At 66.3% G+C, this 21,491-nt stretch carries 21 protein-coding genes; 9 read left to right on the top strand and 12 right to left on the bottom strand.

Going from position 1 to position 21,491, the window contains the following annotated elements:
• Positions 1–28: 28 nt before the first annotated feature.
• Positions 29–769, bottom strand: a complete 741-nt coding sequence (locus tag Q0Q48_RS19130) for a DUF72 domain-containing protein (protein ID WP_295141023.1) — start codon at positions 767–769, stop codon at positions 29–31.
• A 66-nt stretch (positions 770–835) separates the two neighbouring features.
• Positions 836–1,288: a universal stress protein gene (locus Q0Q48_RS19135; RefSeq protein ID WP_295141459.1), complete on the bottom strand. Its 453-nt coding sequence runs from the start codon at positions 1,286–1,288 to the stop codon at positions 836–838.
• A gap of 154 nt (positions 1,289–1,442) precedes the next feature.
• Here Q0Q48_RS19135 and Q0Q48_RS19140 point away from each other — a divergent pair, with 154 nt between their 5' ends.
• Entirely contained in the window at positions 1,443–1,892 is a 450-nt protein-coding gene (locus Q0Q48_RS19140; protein ID WP_295141026.1) for a response regulator, read from the top strand.
• Positions 1,893–1,898: 6 nt separating this feature from the next.
• Here the strand turns inward: Q0Q48_RS19140 and Q0Q48_RS19145 are convergent, their stop codons facing one another.
• The 3 genes from Q0Q48_RS19145 to Q0Q48_RS19155 form a co-directional block, all read right to left on the bottom strand.
• Complete coding sequence (locus tag Q0Q48_RS19145) at positions 1,899–2,699, bottom strand: adenylate/guanylate cyclase domain-containing protein (protein WP_295141029.1); 801 nt, start codon at positions 2,697–2,699, stop codon at positions 1,899–1,901.
• An 87-nt stretch (positions 2,700–2,786) separates the two neighbouring features.
• Positions 2,787–3,761, bottom strand: a complete 975-nt coding sequence (gene radC / locus Q0Q48_RS19150) for a DNA repair protein RadC (protein ID WP_366915295.1) — start codon at positions 3,759–3,761, stop codon at positions 2,787–2,789.
• A 99-nt stretch (positions 3,762–3,860) separates the two neighbouring features.
• A complete protein-coding gene (locus Q0Q48_RS19155; RefSeq protein ID WP_295141032.1) occupies positions 3,861–4,754 on the bottom strand; it encodes a LysR family transcriptional regulator in 894 nt (297 codons plus the stop codon).
• Between the two features lie 125 nt (positions 4,755–4,879).
• Here Q0Q48_RS19155 and Q0Q48_RS19160 point away from each other — a divergent pair, with 125 nt between their 5' ends.
• Both Q0Q48_RS19160 and Q0Q48_RS19165 read left to right on the top strand, forming a co-directional pair.
• A complete protein-coding gene (locus Q0Q48_RS19160) occupies positions 4,880–5,425 on the top strand; it encodes a hypothetical protein (protein ID WP_295141035.1) in 546 nt (181 codons plus the stop codon).
• Positions 5,426–5,543: 118 nt separating this feature from the next.
• A complete protein-coding gene (locus tag Q0Q48_RS19165; protein ID WP_295141037.1) occupies positions 5,544–6,974 on the top strand; it encodes a serine hydrolase domain-containing protein in 1,431 nt (476 codons plus the stop codon).
• Here the strand turns inward: Q0Q48_RS19165 and Q0Q48_RS19170 are convergent.
• The 3 genes from Q0Q48_RS19170 to map form a co-directional block, all read right to left on the bottom strand.
• On the bottom strand, positions 6,933–7,259 hold the full coding sequence (locus tag Q0Q48_RS19170) for a DUF6295 family protein (protein WP_295141040.1): 327 nt from the start codon (positions 7,257–7,259) through the stop codon (positions 6,933–6,935). The genes Q0Q48_RS19165 and Q0Q48_RS19170 overlap by 42 nt on opposite strands.
• A gap of 10 nt (positions 7,260–7,269) precedes the next feature.
• Complete coding sequence (locus tag Q0Q48_RS19175; protein WP_295141042.1) at positions 7,270–8,028, bottom strand: dienelactone hydrolase family protein; 759 nt, start codon at positions 8,026–8,028, stop codon at positions 7,270–7,272.
• Between the two features lie 88 nt (positions 8,029–8,116).
• The gene (map, locus tag Q0Q48_RS19180) at positions 8,117–8,986 is read right to left on the bottom strand and encodes a type I methionyl aminopeptidase (protein WP_295141044.1); all 870 of its coding nucleotides are present in this window, start codon (positions 8,984–8,986) and stop codon (positions 8,117–8,119) included.
• 112 nt (positions 8,987–9,098) lie between these two features.
• Here map and Q0Q48_RS19185 point away from each other — a divergent pair, with 112 nt between their 5' ends.
• The 3 genes from Q0Q48_RS19185 (at position 9,099) to Q0Q48_RS19195 (ending at position 13,460) form a co-directional block, all read left to right on the top strand.
• Positions 9,099–9,860 carry a molybdopterin-binding protein gene (locus tag Q0Q48_RS19185; protein WP_295141046.1) on the top strand — a complete coding sequence of 254 codons (762 nt, stop codon included), beginning with the start codon at positions 9,099–9,101 and terminating at the stop codon, positions 9,858–9,860.
• A gap of 10 nt (positions 9,861–9,870) precedes the next feature.
• Positions 9,871–10,938, top strand: coding sequence for an AbrB family transcriptional regulator (locus Q0Q48_RS19190; protein ID WP_295141048.1), 1,068 nt, complete (start codon positions 9,871–9,873; stop codon positions 10,936–10,938).
• A gap of 239 nt (positions 10,939–11,177) precedes the next feature.
• Entirely contained in the window at positions 11,178–13,460 is a 2,283-nt protein-coding gene (locus Q0Q48_RS19195) for a tetratricopeptide repeat protein (RefSeq protein ID WP_295141050.1), read from the top strand.
• A gap of 66 nt (positions 13,461–13,526) precedes the next feature.
• Here Q0Q48_RS19195 and Q0Q48_RS19200 read toward each other — a convergent pair whose 3' ends face one another.
• Entirely contained in the window at positions 13,527–14,834 is a 1,308-nt protein-coding gene (locus tag Q0Q48_RS19200) for a hemolysin family protein (RefSeq protein ID WP_295141053.1), read from the bottom strand.
• A gap of 119 nt (positions 14,835–14,953) precedes the next feature.
• Between Q0Q48_RS19200 and Q0Q48_RS19205 the strand changes: the two genes are divergently transcribed.
• From Q0Q48_RS19205 to Q0Q48_RS19215, 3 genes are read left to right on the top strand one after another with little or no spacing between them, the layout of a single operon-like run.
• Complete coding sequence (locus Q0Q48_RS19205; RefSeq protein WP_295141056.1) at positions 14,954–16,345, top strand: amidase; 1,392 nt, start codon at positions 14,954–14,956, stop codon at positions 16,343–16,345.
• 13 nt (positions 16,346–16,358) lie between these two features.
• Complete coding sequence (locus Q0Q48_RS19210; RefSeq protein ID WP_295141058.1) at positions 16,359–17,945, top strand: FAD-dependent oxidoreductase; 1,587 nt, start codon at positions 16,359–16,361, stop codon at positions 17,943–17,945.
• Positions 17,938–18,624 (top strand): aspartate/glutamate racemase family protein, encoded by a 687-nt coding sequence (locus tag Q0Q48_RS19215; protein ID WP_295141061.1) that lies wholly within the window; start codon positions 17,938–17,940, stop codon positions 18,622–18,624. Before Q0Q48_RS19210 ends, Q0Q48_RS19215 begins: the two co-directional genes overlap by 8 nt.
• Here the strand turns inward: Q0Q48_RS19215 and Q0Q48_RS19220 are convergent.
• Genes Q0Q48_RS19220 through Q0Q48_RS19230 form a run of 3 tightly spaced genes read right to left on the bottom strand, consistent with a single transcriptional unit; the run spans position 18,608 to position 21,466 of the window.
• Complete coding sequence (locus tag Q0Q48_RS19220; RefSeq protein ID WP_295141064.1) at positions 18,608–19,927, bottom strand: TRAP transporter large permease subunit; 1,320 nt, start codon at positions 19,925–19,927, stop codon at positions 18,608–18,610. The genes Q0Q48_RS19215 and Q0Q48_RS19220 overlap by 17 nt on opposite strands.
• A complete protein-coding gene (locus Q0Q48_RS19225) occupies positions 19,927–20,484 on the bottom strand; it encodes a TRAP transporter small permease (RefSeq protein ID WP_295141066.1) in 558 nt (185 codons plus the stop codon). The genes Q0Q48_RS19220 and Q0Q48_RS19225 overlap by 1 nt, the downstream gene beginning before the upstream one ends.
• A gap of 13 nt (positions 20,485–20,497) precedes the next feature.
• Positions 20,498–21,466, bottom strand: a complete 969-nt coding sequence (locus Q0Q48_RS19230) for a TRAP transporter substrate-binding protein (RefSeq protein ID WP_295141068.1) — start codon at positions 21,464–21,466, stop codon at positions 20,498–20,500.
• Positions 21,467–21,491: the final 25 nt, after the last annotated feature.

The raw sequence follows: 21,491 nt of genomic DNA on the forward strand, positions 1-21,491 counted from the left end.
TAGCGCGAGTCAAGAGGTCGACGTGTTCTCAGCAGACCTTCTTGATCAGCGCCTGTGCGGCGGCGGGGTTGCGGACCTTGGCGCCGGAGATGAAGTAGACGAAGGCGTCGCCTTTCTTCGCCCAAGCCCGGGCGCGCTTGGCCCACTTGTCGATCTCGGTCGGCTTGTAGCCGGTCTTAATTTTCTCCTCGGACTGCATCAGCCGGGCGTAGGTGAAGTCGGCGGTCGGCTCGTCGATCTCGGGGAAGTCCTTGTCATGGGCGTAGACGATCGCGGCGTTGTACCTGCGGGCGAGATCGTAGAAGCGCTCGTCCTTGAAGCTGTCGTGCCTGACCTCCAGTGCATGGCGCAGCGGCAGCTTGCCGATCTCGCGCGGCAGCAGCTTCAGGAAGGCTTCGAAGTCTTCCGGATCGAACTTCTTGGTTCCCATGAACTGCCAGTTGATGGGCCCCAGCCGGTCCTTGAGCTCGACCAGGCCCTGCGTCACGAAGCGCTGGACGGATTCGCCGGCATCGGCCAGCACCTTGCGGTTGGTGCAGAAGCGAGAGGCCTTCACGGCAAATACGAAACCGTCGGGAGTCTCGTCCCGCCATTTCGCCCAACTCGCCGGCTTGAAGCTGGAATAATAGGTGCCGTTGATCTCGATCGAGGTGAGCTGGCGGCTGGCATACTCCAGCTCGCGCTTCTGCGTCAGGTCCTCGGGATAGAAGACGCCGCGCCAAGGCTCGAAGGTCCAGCCGCCGATGCCTACAAGGATCTTTCCGGTCATGTCGCGGAGTATAGCGCGAAATGGAACTCAACAAGTCACTGCAGGCGCAGATGACGCGAGGCCAGGCTAGGGATTTGCCCGAACGACCAGAACGGGACAGGGGGCATTGCGCATGACGCTTTCGGCGACGCTTCCCAGCAGGGCGCGCTTTATGCCGCCCCGTCCATGGCTGCCGATCACGATCAGGTCGGCCGGCCAATCCTTCGCGGCATTGACGATCTCGGAATGCGCCGCACCGATTGGAACGAAGTCCAGAGCGGCCATCTGCTGCGGGAGGCGTTTGCGAAAGTCGTCGATCAGCTTCCGCGCGTCCTCCTTGGCGGAGGCGGCAAATACATCGGGTTGAATGCCGGTGTCGGCCGCGTTCACGAGTTCGGCGTCGATGACATGGATGAATGCCATCTCCGCTCCCGTGAGTTGAGCCAACTCTGCGGCGATATCTGCCGCGTGCGCCGAGATTGGCGCGTCGTCGACAGCAACGAGAATCCTCTGGAAGATCACGAAAGCCTCCATGAGCACCGGCAACGGGCCGATGATGCGCCTGTTGTGCAGCGGTGTCGCCGGTGAATAGGACGGCCGGCAATATTCACAGTGGGGAAGAGTAACGCGAAAAAAGATAGGACATTCCGGAATGCGGTTGGACCCGAGTGAACCGACGCGCGTTTTTCCACGTATGGCCGGAGTGGTGGGAAGCCGTGCGTACGAGTTGGGGTTTGTCGTGGCGGATTCTGGAGATGCGGGCGTCTCGGGCCCGTCGATTCTCGTCGTCGAAAGCGATCCGGCGTGCCGGAGCGTCCTCATGGATCACTTGCGCCGGCAGCGATTCAGTATCGCCGAGTCGGAGCACGGCGGTGCCGCGATCAGGACGGCAATTGCCCAGCCATTCGACTATATGGTGGTCGATATCGACTGGGTGGGGGTGAGTGACGGCGCGGCCCTGGCGCGCTGGACGAGGACGAACCGGCCCGAAACGAAGATCATCCTGACCTCGACGAGCCTGTCGCACTGGTTCTCCGCTGGCAGCGCGATGGCCGGCCTGCCACTCATCAGGAAGCCCTTCAGGCAGGGCGATCTCGACCGCGTCCTCGCGCCCGTGGCGGCAACAGAGGTCACGGGGGCCTGACGCCGTTTACGCCTCGACACGATAGAGGCGCCAGCGCTTCGGCACGCCCTTGAGCTGGTGGATGCCACGGTCCCTGAACTGGATCTCGGACTCCGCCTCCGACATCAGATCCCTGACCGCACTCGAGACCAGGACTTCGCCCGCCCGCGCTTTGGCTGCGACACGCGAGCCGATGTGGAGCGCGAGGCCGACCACGTCTGGCCCGCTCACCTTGTATTCGCCGGCATGCAGCCCCGCCCTGATGTCCAGTCCGAGGGTACGCACGGCCTCGCGGATGGCGGTGGCGCATCGTACCGCCGGCGCCGGCGCGGCAAACGTAGCGAGCACGCCATCCCCGGTCGTCACGACTTCTCTGCCGCGCAAGGCTTTCAGCTCCTTGCGGACGGCGGCGTAGTAGTGGTTCATGACCTGTGTCCAGCGCACATCGCCCAGCCGTGCGGCCTTCTCCGTGGACTGTACGATATCGACGATCAGGATCGTGGCGAGTGCCTGTTCCGGTTCGGTGACGCGACCGGCCGGCCGCCGCCGGATCGGAATACCAGAGGCCAACGGCTCGTAGTCGTGGCTGCGCCGCCGTGAGATGGCATTCCTAACGTAGTCAGTTGCGGCCTGCACCGACCCGCAACGGATCTCCTTCTCGCGCGGCGGCACCGTCCAGTAGACTTTTCGCCCGTCGCCGACGCCCAGGACCTCGACCGCTCCCCACCTCAGGAAAACCGTCGAGCCGACCCGGCGGATCCACCACGCCTTCGACGTGTAGCCGGACACGTTCGATCGATGGACGCCGATGCGAAGGAACTTGGGCATGAGCCTGCAGCACCTCTGTTCAGGGGGCACGGCGGATGAATTTGGTCGCGCATGTGCGCCCTGGCAACACCGTTCGCGCCGGCAAGGTCAGAGCAGTCCCAGACTCCTGAAGCTCGCATGCCCTTTGCGACCGATCACGAGGTGATCGTGAATGGTTATGCCCAGCGCCTCGGCTGCCACCTTGATCTCGCGCGTCATCTCGATGTCGTCGCGTGACGGCTTGGGATCGCCGCTGGGATGGTTGTGGACCAGGATCAGCGCGGCTGCATTCAATGCCAGCGCGCGCTTCACCACCTCGCGGGGATAGACGGGCGTGTGGTCGATGGTGCCGCGCTGCTGGACCTCGTCGGCGATCAGCACGTTCTTGCGATCGAGGAAGAGGATGCGGAACTGCTCGGTCTTTTCGTGCGCGAGGGCGGCATGGCAGTAGTCGATGAGCTGCTGCCAGTTGGTCAGCACCGGCATGTCCTTGACCTTGCGCTCCGCCAGCCGCCGTCCAACCTCGCGCATGGCCTTGAAGTGGACGAGCGTGCGTTGATCGATCTCGAACTCCCGTAGCTGCGCCGGTTCGGCGGCGAATACGTCGCCCAGGGTGCCGAAGCGTTCCAGCAGCGCCTTGGCCAGCGGCTTGGTGTCGATCCGCTCGATCGAATAGAAGAGCAGCAGTTCCAGCAGCTCGTAGTCGGCCAGAGGCTCCACGCCGGCCTTTAGCACGCGCTCCCGCACCCGGCCGCGATGGCCGTGATAGTGCGGCTTCGGGGGCGTCGTATCGCCGCTATTGTGGCCGGTCGAGGCTGCGGGCACGGCTTCCAGCGCGGCGGCCAGCCTGGCCGTGGGATCTTCGCCTGCGAAATCCCAGCACTGGTCCAGCCGATTCCAGATGCCGCCGGCCTCGCGCAGGAGGATGCGGTGAGGGAGCGTGTTGCCGCTTACGCGCCACAGCCCGTCGGTGGACTGGAGGCGGAGACCCTGGGCCAGCAGTGTCAGCAGCGCCGCGTCGTCGGGACCCGGGGCGGGAGGGGGCACCTCGACGGGCTTGAGGTGAGGGCGACTCTTTGCCATGCCGCGCAACCTTGCCGGGTGAGCAAGGCAAAATCGCGGCACCTGCAGGCTTCCGTTGCGTTTGACGGCGCCAATCGTGGACCAGGCCGGTGCGGCTGCCTAGCTCGGAGCGCAGACCTCGCGGACACACGAGCGAAGCCAGCGGTGTGCGGGATCGGCGTCCATCCGTGGGTGCCACAACATGGAAACGGTGAATTCCGTGGTCGGCATGGGGAGTGAAAAGCTGGTCATCCCGTGGCGCAGATTGGCGGTGTGGCGCTCCGGCACGGTTGCTATCAAGTCGGTGTCGCGTGCCAAGGCGAGCGCCGCCGAGAAGTCGCTGACGATCGTGCGGACATGCCGCTTCAGGCCAGCAGGCAGGAAGGGCAGGTCGACGGCGCCGGTTTCCAGGCCGCTTCTCGATACCACGACATGGGGGCTTTTCCGATAGGCGGCGCGGCTCAGGCCGCCGGCGTCGAACGCATGACCCTTCCGCACGACACAGACCAGCCGGTCTCTGAACAGCGCCTGGGCACGCACCTCCGGCCCAAGGGCTTCCTCCACCACGCCGGTTTCCAGGTCGACCAGTCCCTCTCGCAAGGGGGTGCTGTCCTTGTTCGGCTTATGGATGAAGTTCAGTCGCACGCCAGGCGCCTCGGATTCCATCCGCGCCAGGAGACGGGCGCCGAGGTTTTCGATGAAGCCATCGCTCGTCCTGAGCGTGAAGGTTCGTTCGACTGCCGCCAGGTCGATCAGTTCGTCCGGGCGCAGCACGGACTCGACATCCTCGACCAGGCGGCGGACCCGCTCCTGGAGCGCAATGGCTTTGGGCGTCGCCACCAACCCCCGGCCAGCTCGGACCAGAAGCGGATCGCCGGTGGCTTGCCGCAGGCGCGACAGGGCTCGGCTGGTTGCCGACGGGCTGAGCCGTAGTCGTCTGGCGGCGCCCGCGACGCTCCCTTCGGACAGGAGGACGTTGAGTGCGACAAGAAGATTGAAATCCACGATCCGCATTTCCCGACTTGGACGCGTCCATCGATATATAGCGTCAAACGCAATGATTGTGTGCAGACCGTGCGCGTTCCGCCCTATCGGACACGCGCATACCCTATGGTCAGCATCAACCACGGGAAACGGCCATGAGCGTCAATTCACGAAAAGACTTCATCGAAGGCATGAGAGCTGCCTGGGGGCCTCTGACCAGTGAACTGGTGGCTGAGAGTCGTGCCCAGGCCGAGCGTTTGTTGCAGGCGTCTCCTTCCGAGCCTTGGTTGGCCGAACTCCTCCAGGACCGTCCTGCGAACCAGGAGCTTTACCGGGACCTCGATCATGGCTTCGTCCTGCTCGCCCACACCGAACACGCCGGTCTGTATCGGCCGCCGCACGATCACGGGCGCAGCTGGGTGATCTACGCCGTTTTGAGCGGGGAGATGGAAATGCGCACTTACGCCCGGGTGGACGACCCGGAGAGGGGCGTACGGCTGGTTCAGCGCGACAGCGCCATCGTTCGAGCCGGTCAGGTCCAGGTCTATCTCCCGGGTGATATCCACGACACGCGTTGTGTGACGGAACAGGCCATGCAGTTCCGCTTCACCGAACGCGACCTGCGTGTCGAAGACCTCCAGGAGCATCGCCTGACGCGCTACCAGCAACGGAACGGCGTGTGGATGGTGGGAGCGAAATGAAGCGGATGGGCACGATCGCATCGTCGGCGAGATGACGGCTCCCGTTTGCCAGGGGGCGGCAACCCTGACGTAGGCACGGCAAAATCGCGCCGGCTCGGCCTTGTGATACGATGTTCTCATGCCTGACCCAGCGTACCCGGCGAACATATACGCCGAGATCGATGCAGCCTGCGCCGCGTTTGCTGACCAGGAGCGAATCCCCGGCCTTGCCCTCGGCATCGTGCAGGAGGGCCGCCTCGTCCATGCCGTGACGGTGGGCCTTGCCGACCGCGAGGGCGGTCGACCGGTGGAGGCGGGCACTGCCTTCCGCATCGCCTCGATGACCAAGAACATGACGGCGCTGGCGATCCTGTCGCTGCGCGACCGGGGATGGCTGCAACTCGACGTGCCGCTGGCACATTACGTGCCGCAGTTCGGGGCGGTGAAGCCCGCTACCCGTGACAGCGCGCCGGTCACCGTGCGCCACCTGCTCACGCACACCGCGGGCTTCGTCACCGACGATCCCTGGGGCGACCGCGTGCTGGGTCTGTCGCCGGCGGAACTCGACACGGTGATCGCGACCGGCCATCTGTTCGCCCGCCCGCCGGGCCTCGCCTTCGAATACAGCAACCTGGGCTACGCGCTGCTGGGCCGCGTGCTGACGAACGTGAGCGGCGAACCCTATCAGGCCTATATGCGCCACACCTTTCTGGAGCCGCTCGGCATGGCGCACACGACGTTCGATGCGCCGGCCGCCGCGGCGCGCGGGGACTATGCCTTCGGCTACAGGCTGGACGGCGAGACCTGGTCGCGCGAGCGCATCGAGCCGGACGGTGAGGTCGGCGCCATGGGCGGCCTCGCCACCACCGTGCCGGACTATGCGCGCTATGTGTCCTTCCTGCTGAGTGCCTGGCCGGCCCGCGACGAGCCGGAGTCCGGTCCGGTCCGCCGGTCGAGCGTGCGCGAGATGGTGCTGTGGCACGCGCCGCCCTTCGTGCCGGAGACGCCATCCGGTACCCGCGCGGGACAGCCCAGCGCCTATGGCTACGGCCTCAACCATTCGACCGACGTGCTGCTGGGCATGCGGATCCATCACGCGGGCGGCCTGCCCGGCTATGGCTCGCACGTGCTGATGCTGCCGGAGCGCGGCTGGGGCGTCTTCGCCTTCGGCAACCGCACCTATGCCCCGATGTCGCGCCTCACGCTCGACGTCGCTGAGAGGCTGCATGCGGCCTCGCCGCCGCTTCCCGTTGCGGGCCCGACGCCGGCGCTCGCACGAGCCGTCGATGCGATCGTCGCGGCCTATGCCTCCGGGCGTATCGAGGGCGGCGACCGGCCGTTCGCGGTGAACTTCCTGCTCGATATGCCGGCAGCATTGCGGGACGCCGAACTCGCGGCGCTCAAGCGGCGGCTGGGCGAGGGGAGGCTCGAGCGCATCGAGCCGATCCATGCCCTCGCCGGCCGTTTCGTGCTGGCCTGCGCCAAGGGCCGGCTGAACGGCTCCGTCACCCTCTCGCCCGAGGCCGACTCAGGCATCCAGAAGTTGGTCCTGACGGCTGCGGAGGCCTGACGGGCGCGCGCGCTTGCCGCGCACCTCGGCCTCCTCGTACTCGGCCGCTGCGATGGCCCGGTCGAGCGCGGCCCGCAGGGCCTTGGCCGATTCGAGCGTGATCTCGACGCCGGCGCGGGCTCCGGCATCAAGGTCCCGGTTGAAGAAGTCGAGGGTGATGACGTCACCCAACGGCGCATGGCGGGCGTGGTCATAGGCGACCACGGCCTGGGTCAGCGGGAACCATTCGTCGCCGCGCTTGGCCATGCCTTCGGCCTCGGTGATCTCGACGATCGAGGTGCACATGGGCAGACTCCTACTTGGCGAGATGTTTGCCGAAGAAGGCCCAGACCTTGCTCCAGCCGTCCATCGCCTGTTCCGGCCGGTAGAGCGGCCGGTGCCAGTAAAAGAAACCGTGGCCGGCGCCGTCATAGCGATGAAATTCGTGCGCCTTGCCGTGCTTCTTCAGCTCGGCTTCGTGCTGGTCCACCTGCTCCGGGCTGGGCGCCCGGTCGTCGTTGCCGAACAGGCCGAGCAGGGGGCAGGAAAGGTCTTTCGTCATGTCGATCGGCGCGACCGGCGTCCTGGCGTTGAGCTCCTCCTTGCCCATCACCACGCGGCCGCCCCACAGCTCGACGCAGGCGTCGACGTCCTTCTTCTGGCAGACATAGATGAAGGCGTGCCGGCCGCCCGAGCAGGAGCCGAACAGGCCGACCTTGCCGTTGTGTTCGGGCTGCGCGCGCATCCATTTCACCGCGGCCCCGGTGTCGCCCACCATCTGGGCGTCGGCGATGCCGCCATCGGCGCGCACCTTGGCGGCGACGTCGTCGGGATTGCTGTCGCTGCCACCGCCCTCGCGCTCATAGAGATTGGCGCAGATCGCCATATAGCCATGATGCGCGAAGCGCCGCGTGGTCTCGATGTAGAGCTCGCTCCAGCCGGGCAGGTGATGGATCAGCACGACGCCGGGGAAGGGGCCGTTGCCCTCCGGCTTCGCCACATAGGCGGTGATCGGTGTACCCTTGTCGCCCTCGAGGGTGACGTTCGAGCAGGTCATGCCACGATAGAACGACATCGGCTTTCCTTCCCATCGGCGTTGCGTGCGGATGCCGATCTTGGCACGCGCGCAGCACACCGCGCCAGGCGGGGGAGGGACCGTGGCCTTACGCCGTCGTTGCCTGAAGTGTCTTTGCCTCGAGGTTGTAAGGCGGCTTGGCAAGTTCCTTCGGTGACAGCGTGAAGAACTCGACGCCGGTCTCGGTGATGCCGACCGAGTGCTCGAACTGGGCCGAGAGCTGCTTGTCGCGGGTCACCGCGGTCCAGCCGTCGCTCAGGACCTTCACCTGCCAGGTGCCGGCATTCACCATCGGCTCGACGGTGAAGAACATGCCGGGCTTCAGCACCGGGCCGGTGCCCTTCTTGCCGTAGTGCAGGATGTTCGGCGCGTCGTGGAAGATGCGGCCGAGACCGTGGCCAGAGAAGTCACGCACCACCGAGAAGCGCTGCGCCTCGACATAGGTCTGGATCGCATGGCCGATGTCGCCGACATGGCCGCCGGGCCTGGCGGCGGCGATGCCGCGCATCATCGCCTCGTAGGTGACGTCGCACAGCCTCCGGGCCTTCACGCCGACATCGCCCGCGTAGTACATGCGGCTGGTATCACCGTACCAGCCGTCGAGGATGACGGTGACGTCGATGTTGACGATGTCGCCGCTCTGCAGCCGCTTCTCGCCCGGAATACCATGACAGACGACATGGTTAATCGAGGTGCAGATCGACTTCGGGAAACCGCGATAGTTCAGCGGCGCGGGGATCGCCTTGTTATCGAGGATGAACTCGTGGCAGAGCCGGTCGAGTTCATCCGTCGTGATGCCCGGCTGAACGTACGGCGTGATGAAATCCAGCGTCTCGGCGGCCAGCCGGCCGGCCTTGCGCATACCGGCGAAGCCTTCGGGTCCGTGCAGTTTGATGGTGCGCTCGTCGCGGCGCCAATAGTCGGCGCTGTCGTCGACGATTTCGCGTGAATTGGTCATGTGTCCTATTTGGCATGCGATACGGGCGGTAACAAGGCCGGGACGATGGCTTGGCCGGCTGCTTTGCCTCCGCTACGGTCCTGAAACCAAACGATAATTAGGCAGGCCTTGCATGTCAGACCCGGCAAAAATCGTAACCGCCTGCATCCTCGTGATCGGCAACGAGATCCTGAGCGGCCGCACCCGCGATTCCAACATCCAGTACCTCGCCACCGAGCTCGGCAAGCTCGGGGTCCGGGTCATGGAGGCTCGGGTCGTTCCCGACATCGAGGCGACCGTGGTCGCGACCGTGAACGAAGTGCGCGCCAAGTTCGACTACGTCTTCACCACCGGCGGGATCGGCCCGACGCACGACGACATCACCGCGGACTGCATCGCCAAGGCGTTCGGCGTCGGCATCTCGGAGCATCCCGAGGCGGTGGCACGCATGACGCGGCACTATGGCGACCCGGCGCTGTTCACGCCGGCCCGCCGGCGCATGGCGCGGGTGCCGCACGGCGGCGTGCTGGTCGACAATCCGGTCTCGGTCGCACCCGGCTTCCAGATGGAGAACGTCTTCACCTTCGCCGGCATTCCCAAGGTCGCGGAGGCGATGTTCCAGTCGATGAAGCACCGGCTGGTGGGCGGCACGCCCGTCCTCTCGCGCACCGTGCGGACCAACCTCGCCGAAGGCATCATCGCCGAGCCGCTGGGCGCCCTGCAGAAGCGCTACGAGGACGTCGACATCGGCTCTTATCCGGCCTTCCGCAACGGCAAGCCCAGCGTCTCGCTTGTCCTGCGCGGCACGGATGATGCAAGGCTCGCTGCCGCGATGGCCGAGCTGATGGAGACGATCCGCGGTATGAACGGCGAGGCCGAGGAGTTCGTGACCTGAAGAGACCTCTATGATTCAAGGCGCCGGCCGACACGTCGCCTCGTGGTCGGTGCTGATCGCGCTCACCGTGCCGGTTACGGCGTTAATGCTGTGGTTGCACGCGCCGGCCGCGCTGATGCTGGGGCCGCTGCTCGCCGGTGTCGCCTTCGCTTCCTGGGGCGGCAAGGTGACATATCCCGTCCCGGTCTTCGCGGTGGCGCAGGGCATCGTCGGCAGCATGATCGCCCGGATGGTGCCGCTCACGATCGTGGGTGACATCCTGGGACACTGGGCGCTGTTCACCGTCGGCGTCGTCTCGGTCGTCGCCGCCAGCAGCTGGGTCGGCTGGCAGATGACGCGCTGGCAGATGCTGCCCGGCACCACGGCGCTGTGGGGCGTGAGCCCGGGCGCCGCGTCGGTGATGACCTACATGGCCGAAGCCTACGGCGCGGACATGCGCATGGTGGCCTTCATGCAGTATCTCCGGGTCGTCATGGTGGCCGCTGTTGCGGCCGGGGTGGCGCGATACTTCGGCGGTGCCTCCCAGCACGCGCCGGACGCGATCGTGTGGTTCCCGGAAGTGGCCTGGCTGCCACTGCTCGAGACGCTGGCGCTGGCGGCGGTGGGCTCGTGGATGGCGCGGCGGCTCAATATCCCGGCCGGCGCCTTCCTGGTCCCGCTGGTCGCCGGAATCGTGCTCACGCATATGGGCTGGCTTCGCATCGAACTGCCGACCTGGCTGCTCGCCGGCTGTTACGCGCTGGTCGGCTGGAACGTTGGTCTGCGCTTCACGCGGGCGCTGCTGGGCTACGTGCTGCGTCAACTGCCCGGCATCCTGCTGTGCATCTTCGTCATGCTGGCGATGTGCGGCGCCGTGGCGGCCTTCATGGTATTCGCCGCCGGCATCGATCCGCTCACCGCCTATCTCGCCACGAGCCCCGGCGGTGCGGATTCCATCGCAATCATCGCGGCCTCGACCGACGTCGACGTGTCGTTCGTGATGGCCATGCAGACCGTACGCCTGCTCGTCGTGCTGTTCGGGGCGCCCTACCTCACCAGGATAATCGCGGATCGGATCGGCGCCGTCGGCAAGGACTGAAGGCTTCGGTTCCGCCTGTTGCGTCCGACCTCGGCGCCATAGTCGAGCGGCAGCGTGGGCCGCTTCGCCTCGTACGGCGCATTCAAGCAGGTGCGGTCGAAAGGCTCTGCCAAAGTGCAGCCCTTGCCCACCTCCGACGATGACCGCATGCGACCTGGTCGGGCCGCCGACGGTTGTCTGCTCGACTCTACCGTCTTAGGTTGTCAAAGTGTCAAGGTCCGCCCAATTGGGGAGACCCGATGAATCGCAGGCAACGCAAAGGTGATGGGAAGCGCTCATCGCCGCAACCGGTGTCGGCCCTGATGTCGGGCCGGATATCGGCTTCGAACGTCTCAAGGGTTTTTGCCGAAGCGGTCCGGCATCATCAGGCCGGAGGGTTGGCTGAAGCCGAGCGGCACTATCGCCAAGTCCTTGCCGTCGTCCCCCACCACGCCGACAGCCTGCATCTTCTTGGCGTCGCTACCTTTCAGGCGGGACGGGCCGATCTTGCCATAGAGCTGATAGCGCAGGCTCTTGCCGTCCAGCCTGACTACCCCGAGGCGCTGTGCAATCTCGGCAACGCGCTCACCAACCTCTCCCGACTGAACGACGCCGCCGCGAGCTATCGAAAGGCGCTGGACCTCGCGCCGAACTATCTTGAGCCCCTGGTCAACCTCGGCAACGTTCTGGAGAGCCTTGGGAAACCCGACGAGGCAATCGACTGCTACCGCAGGACGATCGCCCTGCAACCCAGCCTTTCAGAGGCGCACAACAATCTCGGTGTCGTCCTGTATGGCCAGGGCCGCGTCGACGAAGCCATCGCGAGCTACGAGCGCACGCTCGAGATCAACCCGGGCTTCGTCATGGCCCTCAATAATCTTGCCGCGGCGCAGCTTGCCCGGGGCGAGCCAGCGGCGGCCCTGGACGCCGTACGGCGCTCGTTGCGGACCGGGGAGTCCGACGACGCCAAGGCGCTGCTGGTCGCCTGCCTCAGCCGTGTGCGCGACGTCGGGAGCGACAGCGGATTGCGGCCCCTCGTGGCGCGGGCCTTGTCGGAATCGTGGGGCCGCCCGGACCAGCTTGCGCGGGTCTGCATAAGCCTTATCAGGCTCGACCCCGAGATCGCCGGATGCGTGCGCCGCGCGGTGGAGACATGGCCGCAGCCGTTGCCGGCGAAGATCCTGTTCGGAGAGCGCGGCCTTGCAGCCGCAACGGCCGACCAGCTGCTGATCGCCCTGCTCGATGCGGCTCCGGTGGGTGACGTCGAGATGGAGCGTTTTCTGACGATGGCGCGGCGGGCGTTGCTCGACGCCGCCGGCGATGCTGCGGCAACAGCCGAAGGGCTCGGCTTCCATAGTGCGCTTGCCCGGCAGTGCTTCATCAACGAGTACGTGTTCGCCGTATCAGCGGATGAACGCCTTGCCGCCGAAGCGTTGCGTGAGTCGCTGTCGGCGGCTTTGGACACGGGTGCCCCGGTTCCAGTGTCGTTGCTGCTGGCGGTCGCGACCTACTTTCCGCTCCAGACCGTCCCGCAATGGGCCAAGTTGCTGGAGATGCCATGGCCCAAGCCTGTCGCCTCACTTCTTACGCAGCAGCTTCACGAACCGGAAGAGGAACGTCGGCTCGCCGCCGACCTTCGCCGACTCACCGAAATCGACGACAGCGTCTCGCTGGCCGTTCAGAGCCAGTACGAAGAGAATCCCTATCCACGCTGGGTCAAGCTTCCGCGCGCAAAGAAGGCCGATTGCATCGGCTCCTACCTGCGCCAGACCTTCCCGATGGCAGCCCTCGCTCCCGCTCCGGCTACCGACAGAATGGAGATCCTGGTGGCAGGCTGCGGCACCGGCCAGCATCCGATCAGGACGGCACAGCAGTTCGCCGAAGCACGCGTGCTGGCCGTCGATCTCAGTCGGAACAGCCTGGCTTATGCCGCGCGTAAGACACGCGAACTCGGCATTTCCTCGATCGAATATGCGCAGGCCGATTTGCTGAAGCTCGGCTCATTCGATCGCCGCTTTGATGTCATCGAGGCGAGCGGCGTGCTGCATCATCTCCGTGATCCTCGGTGTGGATGGCGCACGCTGCTGTCTCTCCTGAAACCGGGCGGGTTCATGCTGCTTGGCTTCTACAGCGAGATCGCGCGGCGGGACGTCGTCCGGCTGCGAGAGTTCGTCGCCGGTCGGGGTTACGGCTCGACGCCGGACGAGATACGGCGCTGTCGCCTGGAATTGATGGAGATGGATGGCGGCGATCGCTCGGCACAAGCGGCGCCATCGGACATGTTCAGCATCAGCGCCTGCCGCGACCTTCTCTTTCACGTCCAGGAGAGGTGCTTCACGCTCACGGAAATCGAGCTGTTTCTCCGCGAAAACGATCTCACCTTCATCGGATTCGAGATCGCATCTGACGTTGTGCACGCCTATCGATCACGATTCCCGGACGACCGGGCCGCAACCGATCTCGCGCGGTGGCAAATCTTCGAAACCGAGAATCCGGACACGTTCGCCGGAATGTATCAATTCTGGATTCAGAAGAAGCAATGACTCGCGTTCGAATGCCGTAGCGAGCGCCAGACCCGGAGAGCGGTCATGGAAAGCTTCCCGGTCCGATCACGTATTCGCCGCCCGGTGCACCGTCTTGGCTCTGGTCGCCAGAAGCTTGTCGATGCGGCGGCCGTCCATGTCGAGGACCTCGAAGCGCCAGCCGCCCACGACGACGGCATCGCCTTCCTTGGGCAGGCGGCGCATGGCGGCCAGCACCATGCCGGCCGCGGTGTGGAAATCGGCGGTCCGTTTGGTGGTGATGCCCAGCAGTTCGATGAGCTCATCGGCCGGCATGCTGCCCGCCACCAGCCACGACCCGTCGTCGCGCTCCTTGGCTGCGGGTTCGGCCGGGCCCGCGTCGGTCTGGAAGGCGCCGACGATGGCTTCGAGGATGTCCGCAGTCGTGACGATGCCCAGCAACTCGCCGTACTCGTCCTGCACCAGGACCATGTGAGCGGGCGAATTCTTCAACGTGTCGAGCACGTCGAATCCGTCCATCGTATCGGGCACGATGGGGGCGGGCCTGACCAAGGCGCGGGGATCGGCGCTGCCGTCGCGGATGAAGGCGTCCAGCAGGTCGTTCTTGCGCACGACCCCAGCGGCGTGATTGGCGGCGGGATCCCAGGCGACCAGGCGGGAATGGACGCTCGATTGCACGGTCCGCAACAGGGCCTGCGGCTCGAGCGACAGGTCGACGATGTCGAGCTCGTGCCGCGGGGTCATGATGGCGCGGGCGGGCCGGTCTCCCAGCCGCATGACCGCGCTGATCATGCCGCGTTCGCGCGGCTCGATGACCCCCGAGGATTCGCCTTCGGCGATCAGCGCCTTGATCTCTTCCGCCGTCACGGCGGAATCGCCGCCCTGCCGCCCGCCGAGCAGGCGGAGGACCGCCTTGCCCGAGACGTCGAGCAGCCAGACGAGCGGCGCGGAAATGCGGGCCAGCATCGTCATGCCGGGCGCCACGGTCGCGGCGACAGCCTCGGCGTTGCGCAGCGCGATCTGCTTCGGCACCAGCTCGCCCACGATCAGCGACAGATAGGTGATGAGGGCGACCACGCCGCCATAGGCCAGCGGTTCGGCGAAGCGAAGCGATAGTCCGATGTCGACCAGCACCGTCGTGAGGCGCGCGCCCAGGGTCGCGCCGGAAAAGGCGCCGGCGAGGATGCCGACCAGGGTGATGCCGATCTGGACCGTCGAAAGGAAGCGGCCCGGATCCTCTGCAAGGCGCAAGGCGGCGCCGGCGCCGCGCGATCCGCCCTGGGCCATGGCCTTCAGCCGGCCCCGGCGCGCCGAGACCACCGCCAGTTCCGACATTGCGAGGACACCGTTGATGAGGATGAGGACGATCGCGATCAGCAGCTCGATATAGACCATCGCTTCAGTCTATCTGCGATTCTGGCCCGGACGAAGGCCGGGCGGGGCGCGGGTTTTGCAAGGGCGCGTGCGGGAAATCGTCCCAAACCCCCTCAATCGAAATCGTGTAGCTTCATTCCATGACCGCTTTGCATGACATGACCGCCGGCGAGCTGCTCGCCGCCTACCAATCCAAGTCGCTGTCGCCCGTCGAGGCTATCGACGCCGTGATCGCCCGCATCGAGGCCTGGGAGCCGAAGCTGAAGGCGCTGTATGCGCCGGACTTCGAGGGTGCGCGCAAGGCCGCGAAGGCGTCCGAGGCGCGCTGGCAGAAGGGCACGCCGCCGGGTGCGCTGGACGGGGTTCCCATCACCATCAAGGAGAACATCGCCACCAAGGGCGTCCCGGTGCCGCTCGGCACGGCTGCGACCGAGCTGGTACCCGCCGCCGCAGACGCGCCCGCCGCGGCGCGGGTGCGCGAAGCGGGGGCGATCATCCTCTCCAAGACCACCATGCCCGATTACGGCATGCTCTCCTCGGGCCGCAGCTCCTTCCATCCGCTGACGCGAAACCCGTGGAATCTCGCCTGGAATCCCGGCGGTTCCAGCGCCGGCGCGGGGGCTGGTGCGGCGGCGGGCTATGGCCCGCTGCATCTCGGCACCGACATCGGCGGCTCGGTCCGCCTGCCTGCGAGCTGGAACGGCATCTTCACCCTGAAGCCCAGCCTCGGCCGCGTCCCGGTCGATCCGCCGTTCTTCGGCCGCGCCATCGGGCCGATGACTCGCAGCGTCGCGGACTCGTGCCTGCTGATGGCCGAACTTTCCAAGCCCGACTGGCGCGACCACATGAACCTGCCGCCGGCCGGCATCGACTGGAACGCCGGGTCGCTCGAACCGAAGGGCCTCAGGATCGGCCTGCACATGGACGCGGGCTGCGGCATGCCGGTCGAGCCAGAAACCAGGGCGGCGGTCGAGGCGGCGGCGAAGCTGTTCGCGGCGGCCGGTGCGCATGTCGAACCCGTCGCGCCGTTCATGACCCCTGCCATGCTCGACCTCCAGGACATCTTCTGGCGGGTGCGGAGCTGGGTCGATTTCTCGGCGCTGAGCCATGCACGCCAGGCGAAGGTGCTGCCCTTCATTGCCGACTGGTGCCGCGCCGGCGCCGATGTTTCGGGGCCCATGGTGATCCGCGGCGTGAACAACTACATGGCGATCCGCGCCGCCACCGTGAAGGCGACGCAGCCGTTCGACTACGTGCTGTCGCCGACCTCGCCGGTGCCCACCTTCCCGGCCGAATGGGAGATGCCCTCCAACGACGTGAACCGGGCGATGGACCACATCGGCTTCACCATGCCCTACAACATGAGCGAACAGCCGGCCTCCTCGATCAACTGCGGCTACACCAGGGATGGCAAACCGATCGGCCTCCAGATCTCGGGCCGCCGCTTCGACGATTCCGGCGTGCTGCGCCTGTCCCGCTGGTTCGAGACGGCGCGCGGCGAGCAGAAGAAGTGGCCGGAGCCGCCGAAATAGGGCGCTCGCACCGATGGAGTACGACGTCATCGTGGTGGGCTCGGGCGCTGCCGGCCTGTCGGCGGCGCTGGCGGCCGCGCACGATGGCGCAAGCGTGATCGTGCTCGAAAAGTCCTGCTGGCTCGGCGGCACGACGGCCATGTCGGGCGCGGGCACCTGGGTGCCGGGCAACCATCACATGAAGGCGGCGGGCATCGAGGACTCGCCCGGGGAGACGCTGCGCTACATCAAGGGCGCGGCGCCACCTGGCTGGGAGGCGAGCGAGCAGGAGTTGTGGCAGGTGCTGGCCGAGCAATCGGCGCCGATGCTGCGCTTCCTCGAGGACGAAACGCCACTCCGCTTCGAGCTGGTCAACCATCCCGATCCCTATGCCGATTTGCCGGGAGGAAGGCCGTTCGGCCGCATGGTCTCGACCACGCCCCTCAGCAAGTTCCTGCTGGGCCGTTGGTGGAACCGGGTGCGGGCTTCGGTGAAAACGCAGCTCTTTACCTATCGCGAACTGGTCGACGGAGTCCTCAAGAACCCGGTGCGCGGCGCGCTCGGCATGGCGCCGACCTTGCTCTGGCGGCTGCTGACGGCGCGGGTCGGTGCGGGCAATGCGCTGGTGATCGGACTGGTGCGGGGCTGTCTCGACAAGGGTTGCCGCATCGAACTCGAAGCACCGGTTCACCGGCTGGTGATGGACGGCGATGCGGTGGCAGGTGTCGAGGCCACGGTCGGCGGCGAACGGCGCACGATCCGGGCCGCGCGCGGTGTCGTACTGGCAACCGGCGGCTTCGACTGGAACCGCGATCTCATGGCCAGGTACTTCCCCGGCATCGACCTCACCGGCGCGCCGGACACCAACACGGGCGACGGCCAGGTGATGGCGGCCGAGGTCGGCGCCGAACTCGCGCACATGGACCAGGCGCTGATCTCGCCCGCGACCTTCACGATCTACGAAGGCCGACGCCACGCGCAGCCGCTGCTCGAGACGTACGCGCCGCACGTGATCCTTGTGAACCGCGACGCACAGCGCTTCGTCAGCGAAGGCAGTCCGGCGCTTGGTGTGGCGATCGACGAGCGCGGGCCCGACGGACGTCACCTGCACCTGCCGGCCTGGCGGATCTTCGACGCGCGGTATGCCAGGGCGATGACGCTCTCCATGCATTTCGGCTCGAAGGAGAAGGGGTTCATTCGCAAGGCCGACACGATCGAGGCGCTGGCCGCCCAGATAGGGCTCGATCCGGCGGCGCTGCGCGCCACGGTCGACCGCTTCAATGGTTGGTCGAAGGAAGGCGTCGATCGCGATTTCCATCGCGGCGAGACGGTGTGGGAGCGCTTCTATACCAAGGACCGCGCGCTCGGCACGGTCGAGCAGGCGCCATTCTATGCCGCGCCCTTCCTCTATGTGAGTCTCGGCACCAAGGGCGGCCCGCGCACGGACCGGTACTGCCGCGTGCTGCGACCCGACGGCAGCGTGATCGGCGGGCTCTATTGCGCGGGCATCGCGATGGCGAGCCCGATCGGTACCAAGTCAGTCGGCGCCGGCACGACGATCGGCCCGTGCCTCACCTTTGGCTACGTCGCCGGCCGCGCTATCGCCAAGCGCAATGCCTGATCGTTCGCTCCCTGGTCCGTTGGGCATCCTGATGCTCGACACGCGGTTCCCGCGGATCGTGGGGGACGTCGGCAATGCGGCCTCGTACGATTTCCCTGTGATCTTCCGGCGCATGGAAGGCATCGGCTCGGCCGATGCGGTGGCGGCGCATCCCGACCGGCCGCGTGTGCTGGCGGCGCTGAAGGCGAATGCCGAGGCGCTGGCGGCCGAAGGCGCGGTGGGGCTGGGGACGAGCTGCGGGTTCCTGGCGCTCTATCAGGAAGAGCTGGCGGCGCTGTCACCGGTGCCGGTGGCGACCTCGGCGTTGCTGCACATTCGCAGGCTCGCGAGTCGCAAGGTCGGCATCATCACGGCGTCGGCGAAGAATCTGACGCCGGCGCATCTCGCGGCGGTCGGCGCGCCGGTCGATACGCCGATGCTCGGATTGCCCGAGGACAGTTCCTTTGCCGGCACCTTCCTGCGCAACGGGCTGACGCTCGATCGCGAGACGGTCGAGCGCGAGGTCGTCGTGGCGGGGCGTGACCTGGTGGCGCGGCATCCCGAAGTGGATACGGTCGTGCTCGAATGCACCAACCTGCCGCCGTATAAGCTGGCCCTCGAGAAGGCGCTGGGCCTTCCCGTGCTCGATGTGCTCGACCTGTTGAACGATTTCTATCGCGAGGTCAGCGCGCGGCGTTGACCATCATGTCGGGCAGGAAGTTCACCAGGCCCGGGAAGAAGTAGAGCAGCACCAGGCACAGCACCATCGTCAGGAAGAACGGCAATGACACTTTGCCGATCCAGAAGATCGACTTGCCGGTCATCCCCTGCAGCACGAACAGGTTGAACCCGACCGGCGGCGTGATCTGCGCCATTTCGACCACGATGGTGATGAAGATGCCGAACCAGATCTTGTCGATGCCGGCCTGTTCGATCATCGGCAGCACGATGGCGGCGGTCAGCACGATCATCGAGATGCCGTCGAGGAAGCAGCCGAGGATGATGTAGAGGACGGCCAGCACCAGGATCAGCATGCCGGGCGTCAGGCCCATTGCCGCAATGGTCTCGGCGAGGTGGCGCGGCAGGCCGGTGAAGCCCATGGCGAGCTTCAGGAACGAGGCGCCCGCCAGGATCAGCAGGATCATCGAGGTGAGGCGCGTGGCGCCCATCACGCTGTCCCAGAAATTCCGGAGCGTCAGGCGCCGCTGCCAGAAGGCGATGGCGAAGGAGCCGATCACGCCGAAGGCGGCGGATTCGGTGGCGGTTGCGACACCGGAATAGATCGATCCCAGCACGAGCAGGATCAGCAGCACGACGGGGATCAGCGAGCTCGACTCGCGCAGCTTCTCCTTGAGCGGCATCGCCGGATCGGGCGGCGGGATCTTCGACGGGTTGAGCAGCGACCAGCCGGCGACATAGGCCATCATCAGGCCGGCCAGCAGGACGCCCGGGATGATGCCGGCCGCGAACAGCTTGGCGATCGAGACTTCGGCCTGCACGCCGTACACGATCATGATCAGCGACGGCGGGATCAGCAGGCCGAGCGTGCCGGCGCCGGAGAGGCTGCCGATGGCGATGGCATCGGGATAGCCGCGGCGGCGCAGCTCCGGCACGGTCATCTTGCCGATCGTGGCGCAGGTCGCGGCCGAGGAACCCGAGACGGCGGCGAAGATGGTGCAGCCGATGATGTTGGTGTGGACGAGCCGCCCGGGCAGGCGACGCATCCAGGGCGCGAGGCCACGGAACATCTCCTCCGAAATGGCGGTGCGGAACAGCACCTCGCCCATCCAGATGAAGAGCGGCAGCGCCGTCAGCGTCCAGGACGACAGGTCGGAGAAGACGACGGTCGCCATCGCATCGCCGGCCGGTTTGGCCGGCGCGAACATCCACATGACGGCGATCGACACGCCGATCATGCTCATGCCGATCCAGATGCCGGTGCCGAACAGGAAGAAGAGGGCGCAGATCGCGAGCAGCGCGATCTGTGCGTCGATACTGCCCATCAGCGCTCCAGGTGGGCGGCTTCCTCGCCCGAAGGATCTTCCATGAGGGGGCCGCCCGTCGCGACCACGACGAGCTGTTCGATGACGGCGATGCACAGGACCACGGCACCCACCGCCATGCCGACCTGCGGGATCCACAGCGGAATGGCGATCAGCCCGGTCGAGAGGTCGTTGATCTCGTAGGATTGCCAGCAGAGCTTGACCGAGAACCAGGCAAGATAGCCGGTCAGCAGGCTGCCGAGCGCCAGGCACCAGATCTCGGCCAGGCGCCGCGGCGTTCCCTGCAGTCGCTGCAGGAACAGGGTGACGCGGATGTGTTCGCCGCGGCCGAAGGTCGACGCGAGTGCCAGAAAGGCCGAGGCCAGCATCGCGTAGCCCGCGAATTCGTCGGCCGAGCGCGCAACGTAGGTAATCGGATTGGGCAGGCCGAAGGTCTGCTCGATCCAGAGGCCCACACCCGGGCCGACTGAATAAAGGACGAAGACCAGGAGCAGCACCATGAAGATGCCGCCCAGGATCCCCGTCACCTCGTAGAGTGTCTTCAGCGCGGACCGCACGGGAGCAGACGGCCTAGTTCTTGTTGTAGGCGTCGACCACGGCCTTGCCGTCGGGCCCGGCCTTCTCGAGCCATTCGGCCGTCAGCTTCTTGCCCAGCTCCTTGTACTCGCCGGCGAGCTTGGGCGAGGGCGGCTGCACCTTCATGCCGTTCTTGGCGAGCGTCTCGAGGAAACCAGCGGAGAGCCTCTCGGCCTCGGCCCAACCCAGAGCCTCGGCCTTGGCGGCCTCGGCCAGCACGACCTTCTGGGTCGCGGGATCGAGCTTGTCGAAGGCAGCCTTGTTCATCAGCACGGCGTTCTTCGGGAGCCAGGCCTGGGTGTCGTAGAAGTGCGTGAGCTGCTCCCATACCTTCGAATCGACGCCGGTGGCACCAGACGAAATGAACGAATCGACCTTGCCGGTGGCCAGCGCCTGGCTGAGTTCGGCGGCCTGGATGGTGATGGGCTGCGCGCCGGTCAGTTCGGCGATGCGCGACGTGCCGCGATTGTAGGCACGGAACTTCATGCCCTTCATGTCGGAGAGCTGGTTCACTTCCTTCTTGGCGTAGAGGCCCTGGGGCGGCCAGGGAACGGCGAACAGGACCATCATGCCCTGCGCGGCGGCCTTCTTCTCGAGCACCGGCTTCTGCGCCGCCCACAGCTTCTTCGCTTCGGGGAACGAGCTCGCCAGGAAGGGCACGACGTCGACGCCATAGACCGGGTCTTCATTCTCGAAGTTGGAGACCAGGATCTCGCCGATCGGTGCCTGGCCCGTCTGCACCGCGCGCTTGATCTCGGGGGCCTTGAACAGCGAGGCGCCCGGGTGGACGACGATCTCGAGCTTGCCGCCGGAGCTCGCCTTCACGGAGTCGGCGAACTTCTGGAGGTTGACCGTGTGATAGTTGGTCGCGGGGTAGGCGGCCGGCAGGTCCCACTTGGTCTGGGCGAACGCGGGCGTGGCGAACAGGGTCGCGACGGTCGCGAGTAGAAGTCTGCGCTTCATGGTGAAATCTCCCGAAAAGGTCCCC

The sequence above is a fragment of the uncultured Reyranella sp. genome (assembly GCF_945957355.1).
Classification (GTDB): Bacteria; Pseudomonadota; Alphaproteobacteria; order Reyranellales; family Reyranellaceae; genus Reyranella.

Excerpts from the sequence above, each read along its gene's own strand:
- Q0Q48_RS19130 (WP_295141023.1), bottom strand. The coding sequence starts at position 769 with ATGACCGGAAAGATCCTTGTAGGCATCGGCGGCTGGACCTTCGAGCCT.
- Q0Q48_RS19140 (WP_295141026.1), top strand. The coding sequence starts at position 1,443 with ATGGCCGGAGTGGTGGGAAGCCGTGCGTACGAGTTGGGGTTTGTCGTG.
- Q0Q48_RS19145 (WP_295141029.1), bottom strand. The coding sequence starts at position 2,699 with ATGCCCAAGTTCCTTCGCATCGGCGTCCATCGATCGAACGTGTCCGGC.
- radC (WP_366915295.1), bottom strand. The coding sequence starts at position 3,761 with ATGGCAAAGAGTCGCCCTCACCTCAAGCCCGTCGAGGTGCCCCCTCCC.
- Q0Q48_RS19155 (WP_295141032.1), bottom strand. The coding sequence starts at position 4,754 with ATGCGGATCGTGGATTTCAATCTTCTTGTCGCACTCAACGTCCTCCTG.
- Q0Q48_RS19160 (WP_295141035.1), top strand. The coding sequence starts at position 4,880 with ATGAGCGTCAATTCACGAAAAGACTTCATCGAAGGCATGAGAGCTGCC.
- Q0Q48_RS19165 (WP_295141037.1), top strand. The coding sequence starts at position 5,544 with ATGCCTGACCCAGCGTACCCGGCGAACATATACGCCGAGATCGATGCA.
- Q0Q48_RS19170 (WP_295141040.1), bottom strand. The coding sequence starts at position 7,259 with ATGTGCACCTCGATCGTCGAGATCACCGAGGCCGAAGGCATGGCCAAG.
- Q0Q48_RS19175 (WP_295141042.1), bottom strand. The coding sequence starts at position 8,028 with ATGTCGTTCTATCGTGGCATGACCTGCTCGAACGTCACCCTCGAGGGC.
- map (WP_295141044.1), bottom strand. The coding sequence starts at position 8,986 with ATGACCAATTCACGCGAAATCGTCGACGACAGCGCCGACTATTGGCGC.
- Q0Q48_RS19185 (WP_295141046.1), top strand. The coding sequence starts at position 9,099 with ATGTCAGACCCGGCAAAAATCGTAACCGCCTGCATCCTCGTGATCGGC.
- Q0Q48_RS19190 (WP_295141048.1), top strand. The coding sequence starts at position 9,871 with ATGATTCAAGGCGCCGGCCGACACGTCGCCTCGTGGTCGGTGCTGATC.
- Q0Q48_RS19195 (WP_295141050.1), top strand. The coding sequence starts at position 11,178 with ATGAATCGCAGGCAACGCAAAGGTGATGGGAAGCGCTCATCGCCGCAA.
- Q0Q48_RS19200 (WP_295141053.1), bottom strand. The coding sequence starts at position 14,834 with ATGGTCTATATCGAGCTGCTGATCGCGATCGTCCTCATCCTCATCAAC.
- Q0Q48_RS19205 (WP_295141056.1), top strand. The coding sequence starts at position 14,954 with ATGACCGCTTTGCATGACATGACCGCCGGCGAGCTGCTCGCCGCCTAC.
- Q0Q48_RS19210 (WP_295141058.1), top strand. The coding sequence starts at position 16,359 with ATGGAGTACGACGTCATCGTGGTGGGCTCGGGCGCTGCCGGCCTGTCG.
- Q0Q48_RS19215 (WP_295141061.1), top strand. The coding sequence starts at position 17,938 with ATGCCTGATCGTTCGCTCCCTGGTCCGTTGGGCATCCTGATGCTCGAC.
- Q0Q48_RS19220 (WP_295141064.1), bottom strand. The coding sequence starts at position 19,927 with ATGGGCAGTATCGACGCACAGATCGCGCTGCTCGCGATCTGCGCCCTC.
- Q0Q48_RS19230 (WP_295141068.1), bottom strand. The coding sequence starts at position 21,466 with ATGAAGCGCAGACTTCTACTCGCGACCGTCGCGACCCTGTTCGCCACG.